Origin of the sequence: Microbacterium sp. (assembly GCF_003248605.1) — a bacterium.
Taxonomy (GTDB): domain Bacteria; phylum Actinomycetota; class Actinomycetes; order Actinomycetales; family Microbacteriaceae; genus Microbacterium.
In genome coordinates this window covers 1-21,313 of the sequence record NZ_QFPF01000022.1, presented here as the reverse complement: position 1 = coordinate 21,313, position 21,313 = coordinate 1, and the positions used below count along the sequence as shown (strand labels likewise).

Here is a 21,313-nt window from a genome sequence, read left to right as displayed (position 1 = left end):
CACGCCCCGCCGCACGCGAGGCATGACGAAGGGCCCCGCGACACGCGCGGGGCCCTTCGTCGAACGGCTTACTTACCGAAGTTCTTGAAGCGCTGGTTGAACTTCTCGACGCGACCGGCCGAGTCCATGATGCGCTGCTTGCCCGTGTAGAACGGGTGCGAAGCCGACGAGATCTCGACGTCGATGACGGGGTACTCGACGCCGTCGAGCTCGATCTTCTTATCGCTGCCGACCGTCGAACGGGTCAGAAAGGTCTCGCCCGACGCGAGGTCGCGGAACACGACGGCCTTGTACTCGGGGTGGATGTCAGTCTTCATGCGGAATCCTTGTGGCGGTTGCTTACGTGGGAGAGAAGTCCGTGGCGCGAAGGCACCAAGGGCCAATTCTAACAGATGCCGGGCGCGGGTCCTACGCCCTGGCCCGGGCGGCGAACCGGCCGTCGTGCTCGGTCAGCCCGATGGGCAGGCCGAACGTCTCGGTCAGCGACGCCTCGGTGAGCGCCTCCGACACAGGACCGGCCGAGACGACCGCGCCGTCGCGGATCAGCAGCACATGTGTGAAGCCCACGGGGATCTCTTCGACGTGATGGGTCACCATGACCATCGCGGGCGTCGTCGGCGCCTGAGCGTAGCCGCCGAGCAGTGCGAGCAGCTCCTCGCGGGCGCCGAGGTCGAGGCTCGCGGTGGGCTCGTCGAGCAGCAGCAGTTCGGGATCGGTCATGATCGCGCGGGCGATCTGCACGCGCTTCTGTTCGCCGTCCGACAGGGTGCCGAACGTGCGGTCCGCGAGGTGGTCGAGCTTCCATTCCGCGAGCACGCGCAGCGCACGCCGCTCGTCGATGTCCTCGTACTCCTCGCGCCAGCGCCCGGTGACCGAGAAAGCGGCGGTGAGCACGGTGTCGAGCACGCTCTCCTCGCGCGGAATCCGGCGAGCCATGGCGGAGGAGGCGAACCCGATGCGCGGACGCAGCTCGAAGACGTCGGTGCGCCCGAGCCGCTCACCGAGGACGTGGACCTCGCCCGCCGTGGGGTGGATCAGCGTGTCGGCCAGCTGCAGCAGCGTGGTCTTTCCCGCGCCGTTGGGCCCGAGGATGACCCAGCGTTCGTCGTCGGCGACCCCCCAGGTCAGGTGATCGACGATGTCGCGCCCCTCGCGGCGCACGACGACATCACGGAATTCCAGCACCTGGCCCATATGCTCCAGCCTATCGGCTCGCTGCGCGACTACCCGTGAGCCGCGGCGACCTCGGCGTACAGCGCCTCGGTCTGCGCGGCGATCTGTCGCCAGCTGAACGATTCGGCTGCCCGCCGGCGTCCCGCACGGCCGTACTCGGCCGCGCGCTCGGGATCGGCGACGACCTCCGTCAGGACCGCGGCGAGGTCGCGGACGAACCGATCGGCGTCGATCGGTGTGCCCGTGCCGTCCTGCATCTGCTCGATCGGCACCAGCCTGCCGGTCACGCCGTCCGCGACGACCTCGGGGATGCCTCCCGTCGCCGTTCCGACGACCGCCGCCCCGCACGCCATGGCCTCCAGGTTCACGATGCCGAGCGGTTCATAGACGGAGGGGCATACGAAGGTGGTCGCGGCGGTCAGCACCGCGCGCAACTCCGTGCGCGACAGCATCCGATCGATCCAGACGACGCCCTGGCGCGTCCGTTGCAGACCGAGGACGGCGGCGGCGACCTCCTCGAGGATCTCCGGCGTGTCGGGGGCGCCTGCGCACAGCACGAGTTGCACGTCGGGCGGGAGCAGTTCGGCGGCACGCAAGAGGTAGGGCAGGCCCTTCTGCCTCGTGATGCGGCCGACGAAGACGATCGAGGGCCTCGCCGGATCGACGCCCAGCGACGCCGCGAGCGCGGGATCATCGAGGGGCGCCCACTCCTCGGTGTCGATGCCGTTGTAGATCACACGCACGCGGGCGGGGTCCAGGGCCGGGTAGCAGCGCAGGATGTCGTCGCGCATGCCCCCGCTGACCGCGATGACCGCCGCGGCGGCTTCGTAGGCCGTCTTCTCGATCCAGCTCGACACGGCGTACCCGCCGCCCAGCTGCTCGGACTTCCAGGGACGCAGCGGCTCGAGACTGTGCGCCGAGACGATGTGCGGGATGCCGTGCAGCAACGCCGCGGTGTGTCCGGCGAAATTCGCGTACCAGGTGTGGGAGTGCACGACGTCGGCGCCGGCGACGTCGCCGACCATCTCGAGATCGACGCCGAGCGTCTGGACGGCGGGGTTGGCGGCGGACAGACCGGAAGGCACGCCGTAGGAGGTCGTGCCGGGCTCGTCGCGGGGTGCGCCGAAGGCGTGCACACGCACATCGATGCGCTCTCGGAGCGCCTTCACGAGCTCGGCGACGTGGACGCCGGCGCCTCCGTAGACCTCGGGCGGATATTCCTTGGTGACGACGTCGACGCGCATGCGAGTAACGCTAGTCCCCGCCCCGGCGGGGGCATAGTCTGTGGGCATGCCTACAGGGACGAAGGTCTTCGGAATCATCCTCGCGGGGGGCGAGGGCAAGCGACTCATGCCTCTCACGGCAGATCGCGCGAAGCCCGCGGTTCCCTTCGGCGGTCAGTACCGCCTCATCGACTTCGCGATCTCGAATCTCATCAATTCGGGCCTGCGGCAGCTCGTCGTGCTCACGCAGTACAAGTCGCACAGCCTCGATCGGCATATCTCGCAGACGTGGCGGATGTCCCCCATGCTCGGTGCGTACGTGGCCTCCGTGCCGGCGCAGCAGAGACTCGGCAAGCGCTGGTTCTCGGGGTCTGCCGACGCGATCCTGCAGAGCCTGAATCTGATCAACGACGAAAAGCCCGACATCGTGGTCGTTATCGGCGCCGACCACGTCTACCGCATGGACTTCCAGCAGATGCTCGACGCGCACATCGCATCCGGCGCGCGCGCCACGGTGGCCGGCATCCGCCAGCCCATCGGCATGGCCGATCAGTTCGGCGTCATCGACGTCGAGCCGGACGATCCGACGCGCATCCGCGAGTTCCTCGAGAAGCCGCAGAACGCAGTCGGCCTCGCCGACGCCCCGCACGAGGTGCTGGCATCGATGGGCAACTACATCTTCGACGCCGAAGCGCTGCGCGAGGCCGTCGAGGCCGATGGCGAGGTCGCGACCTCCAACCACGACATGGGCGGCGACATCGTGCCCTACTTCGTGAATCGCGGCGAGGCCGCCGTGTATGACATGAAGCGCAACGACGTCCCCGGTTCGACGGATCGCGACCGCTCCTACTGGCGCGATGTGGGCACGATCGAGTCCTTCTTCGACGCGCACATGGACCTCATCTCCACGCTGCCGATCTTCAACCTCTACAACATGGACTGGCCGATCCATTCACAGGCGGTCAACTCGCCGCCCGCGAAGTTCGTGCGCGACTCGGTCGGCCGCATCGGCAACGCGATCGACTCGATCGTCTCGCTCGGCTCGGTGCTCTCGGGCACGCATCTCGAGCGCAGCGTGGTGGGCCCGTGGACTCTCGCGGGCGGCGGTTCGACGATCACCGACTCGGTGCTCTTCGACCACGTGCGGGTCGGCGCGGGTGCCCGCATCCATCGCGCGATCCTCGACAAGGGCGTCGAGCTGGCGCCCGGGGCGACCGTCGGCGTCGATCGCGAACGCGACATCGCGCGCGGCTTCACCGTGACCGAGACCGGGATCACGGTCGTGGGCAAGAACATCCACGTCGAGGCCTGACCCGCGCGGTCTCCGCGCGCACGTTCGCTAGCCTCGAGGGGTGCCTTCGACCCACCCCCGGCTTCTCGTCGTGCTCGATGCCGACTCCACCCTGATCCGCAACGAGGTCATCGAGCTGCTCGCCGACGAAGCAGGCAGGGGCGCCGAGGTCGCCGCCGCGACCGAGGCCGCGATGCGCGGCGAGGTCGACTTCGCCGAGAGTCTGCGCTCCCGCGTCGCCGCCCTCGCGGGAGTGCCCGTCGCGGCCTTTCCGAGGGTGCTCGCGCGCATCGAACCCACCCCGGGGGTGCGGGAGCTCGTCGCGGCGGTCCACGCCCGCGACGGCATCGTCGGTGTCGTCTCGGGGGGTTTCCACGAGATCCTCGATTCGATCGCCCCTTCCCTCGAGATCGACGTCTGGCGGGCCAACCGCCTCGCCGTCCGCGACGGCGTGCTCTCGGGCGACGTCGAGGGCGAGATCGTGGATGCCGCGGTCAAGGCGACGATGCTGCGCGCGTGGGCCGACGAGCACGGTGTGCCGGCCGCGCGGACCGTCGCCATCGGAGACGGGGCGAACGACCTGCATATGATGCGCACCGCCGGGCTCGGCCTCGCGTTCAACGCCAAGCCCGCCGTGCGGGCGCAGGCCGACCTCGTCATCGGCGCGGTCGATCTGCGCGAGGTGATCCCGCTCCTTCCGCGCTGACCGTTCCGGATGTCCGCGCCCGGGCGTAGCGTCGAGGCATGGACGTCATCCTGGTTCCCGGACTGTGGCTCGACGCGTCGTCGTGGCAAGGGGTGATCCCCGTCCTTCAGTCCGCCCGGCACACGGCCCATCCGCTGACGATGCCGGGCGTCGGGGCGGGGCATCCCACGGAGATCGGCATGACGGAATGGATCGAGGCCGTCGTCCGCGCGATCGACGGGCTCGAGGGTCCCGTTGCGCTCGTGGGCCACTCCGGGGGCGGCAACGTCGTGCACGGCGCGGTCGACGCACGCCCCGACCGCGTCTCGCGGGCGATCTACCTCGACACCTTTCCTCCCGTGGACGGGGGGATCGTGTGGGAGTTCCCCGTCGTCGACGGTGTCGTGCCCTTTCCCGGCTGGGACGCGTTCGACGATGCCGATGTGCGCGGCCTCGACGACGACGCCCGGGCAGCGATCGCCTCTCGCATGCGCGACGTGCCGGCCGCCGTCCCCTCGCAGCCGATCTCGCTGCGCGACGATCGGCGCTTCGACGTCCCTGCGACGGTCATCATGTCGAGCCACTCCGCCGAAGAGATGCGGGGGTACATGCGCGACGGCGCGGAGTGGGCACTCGAGCTCACGCGCATCCGCGATCTCGAGATCATCGACCTGCCCACCGGACACTGGCCCCAGTTCAGCCGACCGGCCGATGTCGGAGAGGTGCTGGTGCAGGTGCTGGCGGGGTGAGCTCGGGGCTCAGTGGCCCATCCCGAGCCCGCCGTCGACGGGGATGACGGCGCCCGAGATGTACGCGGAGTCGTCCGAGGCGAGCCACGTGACCACGCCCGCCACCTCGTCCGGGGTCGCGAACCGCCCGGCGGGGATGCTGCGCTTGTACTCCGCCTGCGTGTCCGCCGGCAGTTCCGCCGTCATGTCGGTCTCGATGAACCCGGGAGCGACGACGTTGGCGGTGATGCCCCGCCCTCCCAGCTCGCGGGTGAGCGAGCGCGCGAACCCGACGAGCGCACTCTTGGAGGCGGCGTAGTTGATCTGCCCGGCCGAACCGTAGAGCCCGACGACACTCGAGATGAGGATGACGCGACCCCATCGGGCACGCAGCATCCCCTTGGAGGCACGCTTGACGGCGCGGAACGTGCCGCCCAGATTGGTCGCGATCACCGAGTCGAAGTCGTCCTCGCTCATGCGCAGCAGCAGGGTGTCCTTCGTGATCCCGGCGTTCGCGACGAGGATCTCCACGGGGCCGAGCGCCGACTCGACCTCGCCGAAGGCGGCGTCGAGCGAAGCGGAGTCGGTGACGTCGGCGCGCACCGTCAGCGTGCCCTCCGGTCCCTCTCCCGAGCGCGCGGTGACCGCGACGCGGTAGCCCTCCCGGACGAAGCGCTCGGCGATCGCGCGGCCGATGCCGCGGTTTCCGCCGGTGACGAGGACGACGCGTTCGGTGGACATGGTGCTCCCTGGGTCGCGGGTGACGAACCGCCCCAGCCTAGCCATTCGGCTCGCGCCGAGCGCCCCGAGGCCGTGTCGGATTGAACCGCCGTTCCCCACCTGGGAGGCTGGGGTGGGGCCTGGACGGTCCCGCTCCCACCGATCTGGAGGACACCGTGAGCGCTGACAACCCCGCCGGCGGAACCGATCCGAACCGCACGCCGAGCGCGCCGCCGCCCTACGCAGCCCCGCAGGGCGCACCGGCCGCCGACTCCGCTCCGGGCTACCCCGCCGCGCCCGGCTACCCCGCCGCGCCGGGATACCCCGCCGCTCCCGGCTACGGTTACGGCGGCGCCGCGCCGCGGACGAACACCCTCGCGGTCGTGTCGTTCGTCAGCTCCCTCGTGGGAATGTTCGTCGTGCCCCTGATCGGGTCGATCGTCGCCGTGATCACGGGGCACATGGCACTCTCGCAGGTTCGCCGCAGCGGCGAGGGCGGGCGTGGACTCGCCCTGGCCGGAACCATCATCGGGTGGGTGGGCGTCGCCTTGGCGGTGCTCGGGATCATTCTCGTGCTCGCGTTCATCCCCTTCTTCTTCACCATCGTGCAGACACCGCCCACCATCTCCTCCTGAGCGGGTCCCGCGCGGTCGCGGCGGCGTACCCTGGTAGCACCGTGAGATCGTCCACCCCGCCACCGTCGTCCACCTCGCTGCCGCAGGCACCGCGAGACGAGGCCGCCGCGCGTTTTCGGCGATACGCGACGACGATGGCGGTCCGTATCGCGTGCTTCCTGCTCATGGCGTTCGTGACGCCCTACGGGTGGTATACGTGGGTCTTCGCGGCGGGAGCGGTCTTCCTCCCCTACGTCGCCGTCGTCCTCGCGAACGTGGGCATGGATGCACGTGCACCTCGCGCCGAGAACCCCGAACGCGCCCTCCCGGCCGCCGCGCCGCGCGCTGCTGCGTCGAGCGCGATGCCGCCGAGCGCGCCCGCCGTCATCCGCATCTCCGAGATCCCCCGAAAACCCGAGGACCAGGTCCCGTGAGCGAACCCGCACCGTGCGCGCGCGCCGGCTGCCGCGAGATCGCTCGCTGGCAGGTCGTCTGGCGCAACCCCCGCATCCACTCCGCGGAACGCCGCAAGATATGGCTGGCGTGCGGCGACCACGTCGACTACCTGCGCGACTACCTCGCCGCGCGGGACTTCCCCGTCGAGGTCGCGCCGTTCACCGCCCCGCAGACGGAAACCCCCGCATGAGCGCGCACCCCTCTCGCGGGATGAGCATGCAGCGGGTCCCGACGGCGGGTCGCTGGGCGATCTACATCGCGCTGGCCGTCGTCTTCGCGATCGCCTGCGCGTTCCTCGCCGACTGGCAGTTCACCCGCAATGAGGAGCGCGCCGCCCAACTCGACCTCGTCGCCCGCAACTACGACCAGTCCCCCGTCCCGCTGAGCACGCTCATCGCGGGAACATCGGACTTCGACGCCGACGACGAGTGGCGGCCCGTCGCGCTGCAGGGACGCTACCTGGCGGACGAGGAGGTGCTCGTGCGCAACCGTCCGCGCGGCGGAACGAGCGCGTTCGAGGTGCTGACGCCCTTCCTGCTCGATGACGGCCGCATCGTCATCGTCGATCGGGGCTGGGTACCGCCGGCATCCGACAGCGCCGATCCCGCCGCGGTTCCCGCCGCCCCCGCGGGGGACGTCATCGTCACCGCGCGTCTCCGGCCGGGCGAGCCCGCTCCCGCGTCGGGCCGGGGTGCACCCGACGGGCAGGTGGCGACGATCGATCTGCCCCTCATCGCCCAGGACACGGGGGCCACGACGGTGACCGGGGCCTATGCGCTCATGGTCGCCGAGGAGCCAACGCCCGCCACTCGCCCCGAGCCGATCGATCCTCCCACCGCGGATCCCGGTCCGCATCTGTCGTACGCGATCCAGTGGATCCTCTTCGCCGTGATGGGATTCATCTTCATCGGCTACGTGATCCGCACCGAGATCACGCATCGGCGCGAGGATCTCGCGGACGCCGCCCCCGATGACGGTGCACCGAGTCCGCCCCGCCCCCGACGCGACAGGAGCGGGCGACGTCGCGACAGCGACATGGAGGACGAGGACGCCATCCTCGATGCCGCGTCGCGCTGACGGCCCGCCGGATCACGGCATCCCGCGGGCTGCCTGCGGCCGTCGACGCGCAGAAGTCAGGCGAGGGTGATGAGCTCCTGGTACTCGCGGTTCCAGATGTCCTCGACGCCGTCGGGCAGGATGAGTACGCGCTCGGGGTTGAGCGCCATCACCGCGCCCTCATCGTGCGAGACGAGGACGACCGCACCCTCGTAGTGTGCAAGTGCCCCGAGGATCTCTTCGCGCGACGCCGGATCGAGGTTGTTCGTCGGCTCGTCCAGCAGCAGCATGTTGGCCGATGACACCACGAGCGTGGCCAGCGACAGCCGGGTCTTCTCTCCACCCGAGAGCACACCCGCGGGCTTGAGCACGTCGTCTCCGGTGAAGAGGAACGACCCGAGCACCTTGCGCGCCTCGGTCGCGGTGATGTCGGGTGCCGCAGACATCATGTTCTCGAGCACCGAGCGGTTCACGTCGAGATTCTCGTGCTCCTGTGCGTAGTAGCCGATCTTGAGGCCATGGCCCGGTTCGAGCTGCCCTGTGTCGGGCTTGTCGACCCCGGCGAGGATGCGCAGCAGCGTCGTCTTGCCCGCGCCGTTGAAACCCAGGATGACGACCTTGGACCCCCGGTCGATCGCGAGATCGACATCCGTGAAGATCTCGAGCGACCCGTACGACTTGGACAATCCGGTGGCCATGAGCGGGGTCTTGCCGCACGCCGCGGGCTTGGGAAAGCGCAGCTTCGCCACGCGCTCGTCCTGGCGCACGTCATCGAGTCCCGAGAGCATCTTCTCGGCCCGCGCCACCATCTGATGGGCGGCTGCGGCCTTCGAGGCCTTCGCGCCGAATCGCGCAGCCTGCAGCTGCAGGGCCGTCGCCTTCTTCTCGACGTTGACGCGCTCCTTCTTGCGGCGTTCCTCGTCGGCCACGCGCTGGCGCAGGTAATTCTTCCAGTTCATGTTGTACACGTCGATGACCTGGCGGTTGGCATCGAGGTAGAACACACGGTTGACCGTCTCGCCCACGAGCTCGACGTCGTGACTGATCACGATCAGCCCGCCCTTGTAGTTCTTCAAGAACTCGCGTAGCCACACGACGCTGTCGGCGTCGAGGTGGTTGGTCGGCTCGTCGAGGATCATCGAGTCCGCGTCCGAGAAGAGGATGCGAGCCAGCTCGATGCGTCGTCGCTGCCCGCCCGACAGCGTGCTCAGCGGCTGATCGAGCAGGCGATCCGGCAGCGACAGGTTGTGCGAGATCGTCGCCGCCTCGGCCTCGGCGGTGTAACCGCCGAGCGCCTCGAAACGCTCGGTGAGCGCGCCGTACCGCTTCATCGCCTTCTCGGCGACGGCGGCATCGTCATCGCCCATCGCCAGCGCCGCCTCGTGCATCTGGATCGCCAGCGTGCCGAGGCCTCGTGCGTCGAGGATGCGCGTGCGCGCGAGCATCGAGGGATCTCCCGAGCGCGGGTCCTGCGGCAGGTACCCCAGCTCGCCGGACCGGTCGACACGTCCGTCGGAGGGCAGCAGGTCACCCGCGAGCACCTTGGTCAGCGTCGTCTTGCCCGCTCCGTTGCGCCCGACCAGGCCGACCTTGTCGCCCGGCGAGACGCGGAAGGACACGTCGGACATGAGCACGCGGGCGCCTACGCGGATCTCGAGGTCGTGCACGGCGAGCACAGCGGATGTCCGTTTCGTCGGTGGGATGGATACAAAGGCCCGAAGGGACCAGCCCCCTAGTATAAGTCGGGAGCCGGCCCCCGCTCGGGTCGGCCGTCGTCTCTGACGCCGAAGGAGCCCCATGTCATCCCTCGCCGCCCCCGCACCCCACCGGGTGCTCGCCGATGTGATCGCCCGCCCGTCCTCGCGTGCTCGTGCGTTCGCCGTCGACGCCGGACTCGTGATCGCGGGCGCCGCGATCGTCGCCCTGCTCGCGAAGGTCGCCGTGCCGATGTGGCCCGTGCCCATCACGGGTCAGACGCTCGGCGTCATCCTCGTCGGCGCGGCGCTCGGCTCACGCCGCGGCGCGGCGGCGCTCACGACGTACATGCTCGCGGGCCTCGCCGGGCTTCCGGTCTTCGCCACCGCGCTCGCAGGGCCGCTCTACGTGCTGACACCGTCGTTCGGATTCATCCTCGGCTTCATCCCCGCCGCCTTCGTCGCGGGCTGGTTCGCCGAGCGTGCGTGGGACCGCCGACCCGCGCTCGCCTTCGTCGGCTTCATCGCCGCGAGCATCATCCCGTTCCTCGTCGGCGTGCCCTACATGGCCCTGATCCTCGCCACGGTCGTCGGCGTCGAGGTGACGTTCGCATCCGTGCTCTCGGCCGGAGTCCTGCCGTTCATCCTCGGCGGCATCGTCAAAGCCGCGGTCGCCGCGCTGCTGATCCCCCTCGCATGGCGCGGCGTGCGCGCCCTCGACGAGCGCAAGTGACAGCATCCCGCTCATGATGAACGCCCCGGTCGCCCGGGGCGTTCATCGTTTCACGCCAGGGCGCCGATGCGCGTGATCGCCTCGGCGAGCACCTCGGGCGCGCACCCCACGTTGATGCGCACGTGCCCGCGCCCCTGCTCGCCGAAGAGGGGGCCATGGTGCAGGGCCACCCGCGCCTCGCGCAGGATCTTCACCGCGGGGTTCTCGCCCCACTCCAGATCACTCAGGTCGACCCAGGCGAGGTATCCCGCCTCCGGCACGCGGAACCGCGCGGCCGGCAGGTGCTCGGCCAGGAGATCGGCCAGCAGCAGGTGGTTGGCCCGGAGCGCCTCGAGCAGCGAATCCAGCCAGCCATCGCTCTCGGGCGCGAACGCCGCGGTCGCGGCGAGGGCACCGAAAAGCCCGGTGCGCCACTCGACCTCCGCCGGCATCGCCCGCAGAATGCCGGCGTGGTCCTCGTCGCCCGCGATCATGAGCGCGCACTTCAGACCGGCGAGATTGAACGCCTTGCTCGCGCTGGTCACGGTGAGGCCCACGCGGGGCGCGGTGTCGGAGGAGCTCAAGAAGGGTGTGAAGCCCGCATCGGGCTGCGTCAACGGGGCATGGATCTCGTCGCTGACGACGACGGCTCCGAACGCGGCCGCGAGCTCGGCGAGAGCCGCGAGCGTGGACCGCGAGTGCACCGTCCCGGTCGGGTTGTGGGGGTTGCACAGCAGCACCGCGCGGGCGCCGGCCGCCAGCGCCGCCTCGATGCCCGCCAGATCGAGCGCGAATCCGTCGCCTGTCTCGATCAGCGGCACACGCTGCGCCACCCCACCCGCCTCGGGGATCGCGTCGAAGAACGGCGGATAGACGGGGGTCGTGACGATCACGCGGTCACCGGGCTCGATCACGCGCCGGAGGATCTCGACGACGCCCATGATGACATCGCCGGTCGTGCGGATGTGAGACGGATCGACCTGCCATCCGAAACGGCGGGCAGCGAAGCCCGCGTAGGCGGAGCGCACGCCGGGGTCCGGCGGTGTGTAGCCGGTGTCACCCAGCGCGACCGCGCGCTCGAGTCGAGCGGTGATCGCGGGCGCCAGCGGAAAATCGGTCTCGGCGACGAAGAGCGGGATCACGTCGTCGGGGTACGTGCGCCACTTCGTGCTCGAACGCTGACGCAGCAGATCGACGGGCAGGGCTTGAAGCGGCATCGTACTCACCCGACGAGCCTAACCAGCGTTTCGAGGAGTCGCCGATCGGGGCGTCAGATGGCGAAACCGAGCGCGCCTGCGCTCAGGATGCTTCGCTCGACCTGCTCGATGGGGGCGTACCAGCCGCGATCGAGGATGAAGGACTGCAGCATCCTGTCCAGGCCGAGAACGATGCCCAGACCCGTGAGGATGAGGAGCGCGCCCATCGTCCGACGAAACCATCCATGCGGGTCGGCCAGCCACCCGAGCCTTCGCACCAGCGCGGTGCCCGCGAGGGCGATGGCCAGCAGCGCGAGGGCCAGGCCCGCCGCGTAGGCGGCGGTGTAGAGCACGCCCGCGACGAAACCCGTCGGGAGCACCGTCGCGACGATGAGGGCGTACGTAGGGCTGCAACTGTTGAACGCAGGGCCGAGCGCCGCGCCGAGCGCAACATCGCCGACGACCCCGCGGCGCTCGTGATGGCGCGCGAGGGCGCGGCCGGACCAGGCCTGCACGCCCGACGCGACGACGATGCGATCCCATGCGGCCGGTGCGAGCATGGTGACGCCGATCGCAGCGACGAGGCCACCCGAGACGAGTGCCCATACCCACAGGGGGACGCCGAGCAGGGCGGTGCTCGCCTTCAACAGGAGTGTGAAGGCCACGACCGACACCGCGAGGCTGAGGGCGATGACGAACGGACGCGAACGCCGCGTCGGCCCGTCGGCGGTGCGCGCGGCGGTGCCGCCGACGATGACGGGCAGCAGCGGAAGCACGCACGGCGCGAGGACGGTGAGCACACCCGCGGCGAAGGACGCCACCGTCAGGAGGAGCATGGCTCACCCCACCCCGAGACCGGCGAGCACTCTCGCCAGCGTCGGATCGTCGTAGGGCACCATCGATGCCGCCGATTCCTCGGCGGCATCGAGCAGCACGACCGTCGTCTGCAGCCTCACCCCGTGCCGTTGTCGAAGTTCCTGGTTCGTGTCGTAGTCGACTTTGAAGATGGTGACGCCGGGAGGAACCCCCTGCGCGAGGATGTCCTCCTCCAGCGCGCGGCACTGCGGGCACCAGTCCGCATGGAAGAAGAGGATGCGTGTACCCGTCGCTGCCGCCACGGCGTCGTCGGCGTAATCCACGTAGGCGCCGGCTGGCACGGAATCCCGGGCCTCGGACGACGGCGAAGGATCATCGGGAGCGGCAGACGAAGGGGCGGGCTCGCCGGTGCCCCGTATCGGAGTCGGCGCCACCGTCGAGGACACCGACGCGGGACCGCTCTGCACAGCCGCGACGCCGAGGATCGCGCCGCCCAGGACGAGGACTGCGGCCGACGCGAGGACGAGCACGGTGGATCTCTTCATCCACCCATCGTCGCGCGCAGAAGCGCCCCCGGCTGCGCCAGGAGGGGACTGTCTCCGGTTTGTCTCAGATGGCGAACCCGAGCGCGCGCATCATGTCGCGCCCGTCGTCGGTGATGCGCTCCGGGCCCCACGGCGGCATCCACACCCAGTTGATGCGGAACCGGTCGACGACCTCGTCCAGGGCCTGCGCGGTCTGCTCCTCGAGCACGTCGGTAAGCGGGCAGCCCGCGCTGGTGAGGGTCATGTGGATGACCAGGGCGTCGTTCTCGTCGTCCCAGGCCAGGTCGTAGATCAGACCGAGGTCGACGACGTTGATGCCCAGCTCGGGGTCCATCACGTCTTTGAGAGCCTCGGTGACCTCGTCGAACTTCTCGGGAGTGAGGGTCGCGGTCATGACGGAATCCTACGCGTCGATCTCGGCCGGCGGCGCGAACCGGTCATAGCCCTCGTTCTCGAGGCGGTCGGCCAGCTCGGGGCCGCCCTCCTCGACGATGCGCCCGGCAACCATCACGTGCACGAAGTCGGGGTGGATGTAGCGCAGGATGCGCGTGTAGTGGGTGATGAGCAGAACGCCGAGGTCGGTCTCGGACTTGGCGCGGTTGACACCCTCCGAGACGATCTTGAGCGCGTCGACGTCGAGACCAGAATCGGTCTCGTCGAGCACGGCGATGCGCGGCTTGAGGAGCTCGAGCTGCAGGATCTCGTGGCGCTTCTTCTCGCCGCCCGAGAATCCCTCGTTGACGTTGCGCTCGGCGAACTTGGCGTCCATGCGCAGGTTCTTCATCGAGCCCTTGACGTCCTTGATCCACGTGCGGATGCCGGGGGCCTCGCCGTCGATGGCGGTCTTGGCCGTGCGGAGGAAGTTGCTGACGGTCACCCCGGGGATCTCGACCGGGTACTGCATGGCGAGGAAGAGCCCCGCACGGGCGCGCTCGTCGACGCTCATCGCGAGGACGTCCTCGCCATCGAGCGTGATCGTGCCCTCGGTCACGGTGTACTTGGGGTGTCCCGCGATCGTGTAGGCGAGGGTGGACTTGCCGGAGCCGTTCGGGCCCATGATCGCGTGGGTCTGGCCGGTGCTGATGGTCAGCGTGACGCCGTTGAGGATCGGCGTCTGGCCGGCATCGGTCTCGACGGTGACGTGCAGGTCGCGGATTTCGAGAACAGACATGGTGGAGGTTCCTTCGGTGGGGCCGGGGACCGGCCGGGATTCGGTGCGGCCGGTCAGAGGGCCGAAGTGGAGACGGGGCGGGTCATGAGACGGCCACGGTAGCGTCGGGATCGATGAGCACGTCGTCGCCGTCGATCTCGACGACGTAGACGGGCACCGGCTCGTAGGCGGGGAGGTTGAGGGGCTTTCCCGTGCGGAGCGAGAACGCCGAGCCGTGCGCCCAGCACTCGAGCGTGTCGCCCTCGACGAAGCCGTCCGAGAGCGAGATGTCGCCGTGCGTGCAGGTGTCGCCGATCGCGTGCACGACACCGTCGGCATCGAGCACGATCGCCATCGGCTTGCCGTCGAGCTCGACGCGCTTCGCGGTGTCCTGCTCGAGCTCACTGAGACCGCAGGCGCGCTGCAGGCTCATGCGCGGGCCCCGTCGGCGAGCTCCGTCTCGACGAGCGCCGTGAGCTCGTCCTCGAGGGCGGGCACGCCCACCTTCTGCACGATCTCCGCGAGGAAGCCGAGGACGACCAGACGTCGCGCCTCGTCCTCGGGGATTCCGCGCGCCTGCAGGTAGAACAGCTGCTCGTCGTCGAAGCGACCCGTTGCGCTCGCATGGCCCGCGCCGGCGATGTCGCCCGTCTCGATCTCGAGATTGGGGATGGAGTCGGCGCGCGCGCCCTCCGTGAGGACGAGGTTGCGATTGGCCTCGTACGAGTCGGTGCCCACAGCATCCCGCCCGATGAGGACGTCGCCGATCCAGACGGTGCGCGCGCCCTCGCCCTGCAGCGCGCCCTTGTAGAGGACGTCGCCGCGCGTCTGAGCGCCCTTGTGGTGCAAGTAGACCTGGCTCTCGAGGTGCTGCGGGGCATCGGCGAAGGCGAGCCCGTACAGCTCGCCTTCCGCGCCGGTGCCGGCGAGTTCGACCGAGGGGTTGACCCGCACGAGCGTCCCGCCGAAGCTCACGATCGTGTGGCGCAACCGCGCGTCACGGCCGACCCGGGCCTGGTGCGCCGCGAGGTGAACGGCGGTGTCATCCCACTCCTGCACCGACACGACGTTCAGATTCGCCCCGTCCCGGACGACGATCTCGACGTTCTCGGCGAACAGCGCGGATCCGGTGTGGCGCAGAACGACCGTGGCCCGCGAGTGCGGGTGGGCCTCGATCACGATGTGCGCGTGGCCGGGTCGCTCAGCCCCCGTGCCCGCGAGCGACACGACGACGGGCTCTGCGTACTCCGCGTCGGCGGGGATCGCGATGTGCAACGCGTCGGCCACGCGCGTCCATGCGATCGCGCTCGGCAGGTCTTCGGGGGTGAAGGCCTCTCCGCGCGGGGCGGCCCCGTGAGCGAGGGTGGATGCCGCAACCGGACCGGTCGTCGACACCCGCACGGCACCGGGGTCGCCGTCTTCGTCGGCGAACAGGGGCGAAAGCGCCGCGATCGGCGTGTGCTTCCAGTTCACCTCGCGCCCCGTGGGGGCGGCGAAGTCGGCCGGGTCGTACGAACGCGGACGCTCGGAGCGCGTCTGGATCGGGACGTGGGAGGGCGCGCCGGCGGCAGGGGTGTTCCCCCATCCTCCGTCGGTGTGTGCCTCGCTGCCGGGCACGTGGCGGGGGGTGGTCGTGGTCGTCATCTAGCCGACGGATCCTTCCATGCCCATCTCGATGAGCTTGTTGAGCTCGAGCGCGTACTCCATGGGCAGCTCACGCGCGATCGGCTCGATGAAGCCGCGCACGATCATCGCCATCGCCTCGTCTTCGGGCAGCCCGCGACTCATCAGGTAGAACAGCTGCTCTTCACTGACCTTGGACACGGTCGCCTCGTGACCGAGCTGCACGTCATCGACACGGATGTCGATCGCGGGGTACGTGTCGCTGCGCGAGATCGTGTCGACGAGGAGTGCGTCGCAGCGCACGGTGTTGGCCGAGTGGTGCGCATTCGCGTCGACCCTGACCTCGCCGCGGTAGCCCGCGCGACCGCCGCCGCGAGCGATCGACTTGGAGACGATCGACGAGTGCGTGTACGGGGCCATGTGGATCATCTTCGCGCCCGCGTCCTGGTGCTGACCGGGACCCGCGAACGCCACGGAGAGCGTCTCGCCCTTGGCGCGCTCGCCCATCAGGAAGATGGAGGGGTACTTCATCGTCACCTTGGAGCCGATATTGCCGTCGATCCACTCCATCGTCGCGCCCTCGTGCGCCACGGCGCGCTTCGTGACGAGGTTGTAGACGTTGTTCGACCAGTTCTGGATCGTCGTATAACGCACGCGGGCGTTCTTCTTCACGATGATCTCGACGACGGCCGAGTGCAGCGAGTCGCTCTTGTAGATCGGCGCGGTGCAGCCCTCGATGTAGTGGACGTAGCTGCCCTCATCGGCGATGATCAGCGTCCGCTCGAACTGACCCATGTTCTCGGTGTTGATGCGGAAGTAGGCCTGGAGCGGGATCTCGACGTGCACGCCCTTGGGGACGTACACGAAGGACCCACCCGACCACACGGCGGTGTTCAGCGCCGCGAACTTGTTGTCGCCCGCGGGGATGACCGCGCCGAAGTACTCCTCGAAGAACTCGGGGTGCTCGCGCAGCGCCGTGTCGGTGTCCATGAAGATGACACCCTGCTGCTCGAGGTCCTCGCGGATCTGGTGGTAGACGACCTCGGACTCGTACTGTGCGGCGACACCCGAGACGAGGCGCTGGCGCTCCGCTTCGGGGATGCCGAGGCGCTCGTACGTGTTGCGGATGTCCTCGGGGAGGTCCTCCCACGACTGCGCCTGCTTCTCGGTCGAGCGCACGAAGTACTTGATGTTGTCGAAGTCGATGTCGCTGAGGTCGGCGCCCCACGTCGGCATCGGCTTGCGGCCGAAGAGCTGCAGGCCCTTGAGCCTGGTCTTCAGCATCCATTCGGGTTCGCTCTTGAGCGACGAGATCCCCCGAACGACGCCCTCGCTCAGGCCTCGCTGCGCGATGGCTCCGGCGGCGTCGTCGTCGTGCCAGCCGAACTCGTAGACTCCCAGCCCAGCGAGTTCGGGGCGATCGATCAGCACCTCAGACATGGTCGTACTCTCCTCTCGGGCCGCAACGGTGTCATCCGCCCCGGCATTCCGACTCGATCGCATCGATCCGGACAAGCCGCTGGTGGGCCCTCTCAGAAGCGCAGGTCTTCGCGCCTACACTGTGAGCGATGCCGTGACGCGGTTCGCGCACACATCGCAACACCCCGATTCTACAGGTACGGCTCCCTCCGCCGGGCCGGTCCGCCGACCCGCCCCTGCGAGGAGCACGCGCCGGAAGGCTCCGCCATGCACGACTCCCCCGCTCCCGCCGCGCACCGTTCCCTCGTCGCCCGCCTGTGGCGCGCGCTGCCCACCCGGGTGGATCGCCGCGTGGTCTGGGCGGCCTGGGCGACCTTCGTCGTGCAGGTGGCGATCGTCGGCACGGGCGGGCTCGTGCGGCTGACGGCATCCGGCCTGGGGTGTCCGACGTGGCCCCGCTGCACCGACGACTCCTTCGTGAACACGCCCGAGATGGGCATCCACGGCGTCATCGAGTTCGGCAATCGCCTGCTCACCTTCGTCCTTGTGGCGGTCGCGATCGTGACCTTCCTCTTCGTCGCGCGCATGCGACGGCAGCGCCCAGACCTGTTCTGGCTCGCCCTCGCGATCGGCCTGTACGTCCCGCTGCAGGCGATCATCGGCGGCATCACCGTGCTCAGCAACCTCAACCCGTACGTCGTGGGCCTGCACTACTTCGCCTCGGTCGTGCTCGTCGCCCTCGCCGCGGCCTTCGTCTACCGCGTCTACACGGGACCGGGGCCGCGAGAGCGCGCCGTGCCCGCATGGTACGCGGGACTTACCCACCTCACCAGCGCCGCCGTGCTCATCACGGTCGTCGTCGGCATCCTCGTCACCGGCTCCGGACCGCACGCGGGCGACGCGGGCGCGGCACGAAATGGGCTGGATCCCGAGTACATGCAGCATCTGCACTCGTGGCCGGCCTACGCGGCGTTCGCCCTGACGATCCTGCTTCTCGTCACCGGCTGGCGGCTGCGCGCGCCCCTGCGGTTCTGGGTCGGGATGCTGCTGGCGACCGAACTCGTGCAGATCGCCGTCGGCCTGTGGCAGGCGCGTACCGGCCTGCCCATCGTGCTGGTCAACATCCACATGGTGCTGGCCGTGCTGCTGGTCGCGGCGATGACGGCGGTCGTGCTGCATCTGAAGCAGCCGTCGGGAGCGCGCGATTTCGCATTCGTGGCGGGGCGAGCGGACCCGCACGAGGCCGCCACCATGCGCGGGCGCTGAGCGCGGGATCCACAGCCCACGCATAGCTGCCGGAAAGACTCCGCACGATCGCGGCGATCAGAGTCGGGACATCCGCGGCACCGTGCCGCCCCGAACCTGAGGAGTCCCCCATGGCCACTCGCCCCCGTCTGATCCGCAGCATCCCGTTCTGGTCGCTGCTCGTCGGATCGCTCGCCGTCGCGGTTGCCGGGGGGTGGTTGACCACGGAGACGCTCAGCGGCATCGACGCGCGGCTGACCGACGGCTCGGCGACCAACAGCGACGTCTACGTCGGTCAGGTCTGGGCCATCGTCGGCGCGATCGTGCTGGGGGCGGGTCTGGTGGGCCTCGCCCTCGCGGCCGCCATCGCCGCAGCGACATCCCTGCTGCCACAGCGGCCCCTCGAGGTCGTCGAGCCGCTGTCGTTCGACGATGCCGACGATGCCGAGGAGGACGAGACGTCCGACCCCGAGCCCGAGGTCGACGCCGCGCACCCCACGACGGCCGCGTACGACCGGGCCCGGGACGAGGCGTTCGACGCCGAGGAGCCCGCTCAGGGCGCCCCCGGGCGGGACCGCGCGGAGGCCGGGTCCCGCTGACCGCGAGCGTTCCCGACGGGCGGCGGGGTGCAGCATCCCCCGCCCTCGTCGGGCGCTCAGAACGGCAGCAGCGGGTCGATCGCGATCGCGACGAACAGCAGCGTCAGATACGTGATGGATGCGTGGAACACACGCATCGGCGCCGGCTCGGTGCCGCGCACCGCGCGGTTGTACAGGCGGTGCGACTCGTAGATGAACCACCCGCCGAAGACGAGCGCCGACGCCGTGTAGACCAGTCCCATGCCGGCGACGGGGATCAGAAGCAGCGAGCACGCCACCGTCGCCCAGGCGTACAGGATGACCTGCAGCCCGACCTGAGCACCCGAGCGCGTGGCGCCCAGCATCGGCACGTCGACCTCGTCGTACTGGGCCTTGTACTTCATCGACAGCGGCCAGTAGTGCGGGGGCGTCCAGAGGAACACGAGCGCGAAGAGGATCAGCGCCGCCCACGAGAGCGATCCGGTCACGGCCGACCAGCCGATCACGACGGGGAAGCAGCCCGCGATGCCGCCCCACACGATGTTCTGCTCGGTGCGGCGCTTGAGGATCATCGTGTAGATGACGACGTAGAAGAAGATCGCGCCGGCCGAGAGGACCGCCGCCAGCCAGTTGGTGGTGAGCCAGAGCCAGAGCGTCGAGACGACGGCCAGCGTCCACGCGAACACGAGGGCGCCGCGCGGCGACACCTCGCCCGTCACCAGCGGCCGGTTGACGGTGCGCTGCATGTGGGCGTCGATGTCGCGATCGAGGTACATGTTGAAGGCCGCGGCCGAGCCGGCGCTGAGGGATCCGCCGATCACGGTGGCGAGCACCAGCCAGAGGTCGGGCAGCCCGTTCTGCGCCAGGATCATCACCGGCACTGTGGTCACGAGCAGCAGCTCGAGCACACGGGGCTTGGTGAGCGCGACGTACGCGCGCACGGTGCGACCGAAGGGGCGCGATGCAATGGATGCCGGGGTGCCGGACGTCGCCGTGATGTCCATCGCCCCCCCCCGCCCGACACTCGCAGTTACCCGTCGAGTCTATGGCATCGTGCACACGCGGTCCGTCCGCCGGCGCCCCGTGACCGGCGTCGCCGCAGGTCTCACAACCGCGCGCCCAGCCCCGTGAGGGCCGCGATACACACCTGTCACGGGCGGATGCCACACTGCCGTCACACAGCGTCGCCGCATCTGCGTCACGGCATGCCGCTTCGCTATGCTGAAGGAACACGCGCGCCCTCGCGCCCACTCCCACGAAGCCCGCCGCGGATGCGGCGTGCGATCGCGAGACGGGCGGGGCGCTCCCCCACAACACGAAGGGCGGTCCGGTGACGGAGCTGCGTTGGGATGAGATCGATGAGCGCGCCGTGGACACTGTCCGCGTGCTGGCTGCAGATGCGGTGGAGAAGGTCGGCAACGGCCACCCCGGCACTGCGATGAGCCTGGCGCCGGCGGCCTACCTGCTGTACCAGAAGGTGATGCGTCACGATCCGGCCGACACGGGCTGGCTGGGTCGCGACCGCTTCATCCTCTCGGCGGGCCACTCCTCGCTGACGCAGTACATCCAGCTCTACCTGGGTGGCTTCGGCCTCGAGCTCGACGATCTGAAGGCGCTGCGCACGTGGGGCTCCCTCACGCCCGGGCACCCGGAGTACCGCCACACCAAGGGCGTCGAGATCACCACCGGTCCTCTCGGACAGGGGCTGGCCTCCTCGGTCGGCTTCGCCTACGCGTCGCGCTTCGAGCGTGGCCTGTTCGACCCGGATGCCGCACCCGGCACCTCGCCGTTCGATCACTTCGTCTACGTCATCGCCTCCGACGGAGACCTGCAGGAGGGCGTCACCTCCGAGGCCTCGTCGCTCGCCGGCCACCAGAAGCTCGGCAACCTCGTCGTCATCTACGACGCCAACCAGATCTCGATCGAGGACGACACGAACGTCGCCTTCACCGAGGACGTCGCGGGGCGCTACGAGTCGTACGGGTGGCACGTCCAGACCGTGGACTGGAAGAAGAGCGGCGAGTACGTCGAGGACGTGTCCGAGCTGTACACCGCCATCGAGGCCGCGAAGGGCGAGACCGACAAGCCGTCGATCATCGTGCTGAAGACGGTCATCGGCTGGCCCTCGCCCGACAAGCAGAACACCGGCAAGATCCACGGCTCCGCGCTGGGCGCCGACGAGCTCGCCGCGACGAAGTCGGTGCTCGGCTTCGACCCCGAGCAGACCTTCGCGGTCGCCGACGACGTCATCGCTCACACGCGTGGCGCGGTCGCCCGTGGTGAGGCTGCGGTTGCCGCCTGGACGACCGGGTACGACGCCTGGGCCGCTGCCAACGGCGAGCGGGCTGCGCTGCTCGAGCGCCTCGAGAAGCGCCAGCTGCCCGAGGGT

24 protein-coding genes and 1 pseudogene are annotated in these 21,313 nt (G+C 69.6%); 11 read left to right on the top strand and 14 right to left on the bottom strand.

Annotated elements, in window-relative coordinates:
* Positions 1 to 68 precede the first annotated feature (68 nt).
* The 3 genes from DI573_RS05205 to glgA all read right to left on the bottom strand — a co-directional run bounded on the left by DI573_RS05205 (position 69) and on the right by glgA (position 2,417).
* Positions 69 to 317: a type B 50S ribosomal protein L31 gene (locus tag DI573_RS05205; protein WP_292811379.1), complete on the bottom strand. Its 249-nt coding sequence runs from the start codon at positions 315 to 317 to the stop codon at positions 69 to 71.
* Positions 318 to 408: 91 nt separating this feature from the next.
* Positions 409 to 1,194: an ABC transporter ATP-binding protein gene (locus DI573_RS05200; RefSeq protein WP_292811377.1), complete on the bottom strand. Its 786-nt coding sequence runs from the start codon at positions 1,192 to 1,194 to the stop codon at positions 409 to 411.
* Between the two features lie 29 nt (positions 1,195 to 1,223).
* Positions 1,224 to 2,417 carry a glycogen synthase gene (gene glgA / locus DI573_RS05195; protein WP_292811375.1) on the bottom strand — a complete coding sequence of 398 codons (1,194 nt, stop codon included), beginning with the start codon at positions 2,415 to 2,417 and terminating at the stop codon, positions 1,224 to 1,226.
* A gap of 46 nt (positions 2,418 to 2,463) precedes the next feature.
* Between glgA and DI573_RS05190 the strand changes: the two genes are divergently transcribed.
* The 3 genes from DI573_RS05190 to DI573_RS05180 are packed head-to-tail and all read left to right on the top strand — an operon-like array spanning position 2,464 to position 5,121.
* A complete protein-coding gene (locus tag DI573_RS05190) occupies positions 2,464 to 3,708 on the top strand; it encodes a glucose-1-phosphate adenylyltransferase (RefSeq protein WP_292811373.1) in 1,245 nt (414 codons plus the stop codon).
* A gap of 40 nt (positions 3,709 to 3,748) precedes the next feature.
* A complete protein-coding gene (gene serB / locus DI573_RS05185; protein WP_292811370.1) occupies positions 3,749 to 4,393 on the top strand; it encodes a phosphoserine phosphatase SerB in 645 nt (214 codons plus the stop codon).
* Positions 4,394 to 4,431: 38 nt separating this feature from the next.
* Complete coding sequence (locus DI573_RS05180) at positions 4,432 to 5,121, top strand: alpha/beta hydrolase (RefSeq protein ID WP_292811368.1); 690 nt, start codon at positions 4,432 to 4,434, stop codon at positions 5,119 to 5,121.
* A gap of 9 nt (positions 5,122 to 5,130) precedes the next feature.
* On the opposite strand, the gene DI573_RS05175 is transcribed toward DI573_RS05180, so the two are convergent.
* Positions 5,131 to 5,841, bottom strand: coding sequence for a beta-ketoacyl-ACP reductase (locus DI573_RS05175; RefSeq protein ID WP_292811366.1), 711 nt, complete (start codon positions 5,839 to 5,841; stop codon positions 5,131 to 5,133).
* Positions 5,842 to 5,996: 155 nt separating this feature from the next.
* Between DI573_RS05175 and DI573_RS05170 the strand changes: the two genes are divergently transcribed.
* The 4 genes from DI573_RS05170 to DI573_RS05155 are packed head-to-tail and all read left to right on the top strand — an operon-like array spanning position 5,997 to position 7,967.
* Entirely contained in the window at positions 5,997 to 6,455 is a 459-nt protein-coding gene (locus tag DI573_RS05170) for a DUF4190 domain-containing protein (protein WP_292811364.1), read from the top strand.
* Positions 6,456 to 6,496: 41 nt separating this feature from the next.
* A complete protein-coding gene (locus DI573_RS05165; protein WP_292811362.1) occupies positions 6,497 to 6,868 on the top strand; it encodes a DUF3099 domain-containing protein in 372 nt (123 codons plus the stop codon).
* Entirely contained in the window at positions 6,865 to 7,080 is a 216-nt protein-coding gene (locus DI573_RS05160) for a hypothetical protein (RefSeq protein ID WP_292811360.1), read from the top strand. The genes DI573_RS05165 and DI573_RS05160 overlap by 4 nt, the downstream gene beginning before the upstream one ends.
* 20 nt (positions 7,081 to 7,100) lie before the next feature.
* Positions 7,101 to 7,967 (top strand): SURF1 family protein, encoded by an 867-nt coding sequence (locus DI573_RS05155; protein ID WP_363331341.1) that lies wholly within the window; start codon positions 7,101 to 7,103, stop codon positions 7,965 to 7,967.
* Positions 7,968 to 8,023: 56 nt separating this feature from the next.
* Here DI573_RS05155 and DI573_RS05150 read toward each other — a convergent pair whose 3' ends face one another.
* Positions 8,024 to 9,622 carry an ABC-F family ATP-binding cassette domain-containing protein gene (locus tag DI573_RS05150; RefSeq protein ID WP_292811358.1) on the bottom strand — a complete coding sequence of 533 codons (1,599 nt, stop codon included), beginning with the start codon at positions 9,620 to 9,622 and terminating at the stop codon, positions 8,024 to 8,026.
* A 121-nt stretch (positions 9,623 to 9,743) separates the two neighbouring features.
* On the opposite strand from DI573_RS05150, the gene DI573_RS05145 reads away from it, so the two are divergent.
* Positions 9,744 to 10,373: a biotin transporter BioY gene (locus DI573_RS05145; RefSeq protein ID WP_292811356.1), complete on the top strand. Its 630-nt coding sequence runs from the start codon at positions 9,744 to 9,746 to the stop codon at positions 10,371 to 10,373.
* 50 nt (positions 10,374 to 10,423) lie between these two features.
* Here the strand turns inward: DI573_RS05145 and DI573_RS05140 are convergent, their stop codons facing one another.
* The 8 genes from DI573_RS05140 to sufB form a co-directional block, all read right to left on the bottom strand.
* Entirely contained in the window at positions 10,424 to 11,569 is a 1,146-nt protein-coding gene (locus DI573_RS05140; protein ID WP_292811399.1) for an aminotransferase class I/II-fold pyridoxal phosphate-dependent enzyme, read from the bottom strand.
* A gap of 53 nt (positions 11,570 to 11,622) precedes the next feature.
* Positions 11,623 to 12,384 (bottom strand): cytochrome c biogenesis protein CcdA, encoded by a 762-nt coding sequence (locus DI573_RS05135; RefSeq protein WP_292811354.1) that lies wholly within the window; start codon positions 12,382 to 12,384, stop codon positions 11,623 to 11,625.
* A gap of 3 nt (positions 12,385 to 12,387) precedes the next feature.
* Positions 12,388 to 12,909 (bottom strand): thioredoxin family protein, encoded by a 522-nt coding sequence (locus tag DI573_RS05130; RefSeq protein WP_292811351.1) that lies wholly within the window; start codon positions 12,907 to 12,909, stop codon positions 12,388 to 12,390.
* Between the two features lie 64 nt (positions 12,910 to 12,973).
* Entirely contained in the window at positions 12,974 to 13,303 is a 330-nt protein-coding gene (locus DI573_RS05125; protein WP_292811349.1) for a metal-sulfur cluster assembly factor, read from the bottom strand.
* 9 nt (positions 13,304 to 13,312) lie between these two features.
* A complete protein-coding gene (gene sufC / locus DI573_RS05120; protein WP_292811347.1) occupies positions 13,313 to 14,080 on the bottom strand; it encodes a Fe-S cluster assembly ATPase SufC in 768 nt (255 codons plus the stop codon).
* Positions 14,081 to 14,162: 82 nt separating this feature from the next.
* Positions 14,163 to 14,492, bottom strand: a complete 330-nt coding sequence (locus DI573_RS05115) for a non-heme iron oxygenase ferredoxin subunit (protein ID WP_292811346.1) — start codon at positions 14,490 to 14,492, stop codon at positions 14,163 to 14,165.
* Complete coding sequence (gene sufD, locus DI573_RS05110; protein WP_292811344.1) at positions 14,489 to 15,703, bottom strand: Fe-S cluster assembly protein SufD; 1,215 nt, start codon at positions 15,701 to 15,703, stop codon at positions 14,489 to 14,491. The genes DI573_RS05115 and sufD overlap by 4 nt, the downstream gene beginning before the upstream one ends.
* Positions 15,704 to 17,122 carry a Fe-S cluster assembly protein SufB gene (gene sufB / locus DI573_RS05105; protein ID WP_292811341.1) on the bottom strand — a complete coding sequence of 473 codons (1,419 nt, stop codon included), beginning with the start codon at positions 17,120 to 17,122 and terminating at the stop codon, positions 15,704 to 15,706.
* Between the two features lie 246 nt (positions 17,123 to 17,368).
* Between sufB and DI573_RS05100 the strand changes: the two genes are divergently transcribed.
* Entirely contained in the window at positions 17,369 to 18,367 is a 999-nt protein-coding gene (locus DI573_RS05100) for a COX15/CtaA family protein (RefSeq protein ID WP_292811339.1), read from the top strand.
* Positions 18,368 to 18,477: 110 nt separating this feature from the next.
* Complete coding sequence (locus DI573_RS05095) at positions 18,478 to 18,945, top strand: dinucleotide-utilizing enzyme (RefSeq protein WP_292811337.1); 468 nt, start codon at positions 18,478 to 18,480, stop codon at positions 18,943 to 18,945.
* A 56-nt stretch (positions 18,946 to 19,001) separates the two neighbouring features.
* On the opposite strand, the gene DI573_RS05090 is transcribed toward DI573_RS05095, so the two are convergent.
* Complete coding sequence (locus tag DI573_RS05090; RefSeq protein WP_292811335.1) at positions 19,002 to 19,928, bottom strand: heme o synthase; 927 nt, start codon at positions 19,926 to 19,928, stop codon at positions 19,002 to 19,004.
* A 326-nt stretch (positions 19,929 to 20,254) separates the two neighbouring features.
* Here DI573_RS05090 and DI573_RS05085 point away from each other — a divergent pair.
* Positions 20,255 to 21,313: pseudogene (locus tag DI573_RS05085) on the top strand (transketolase); the annotation flags it as partial.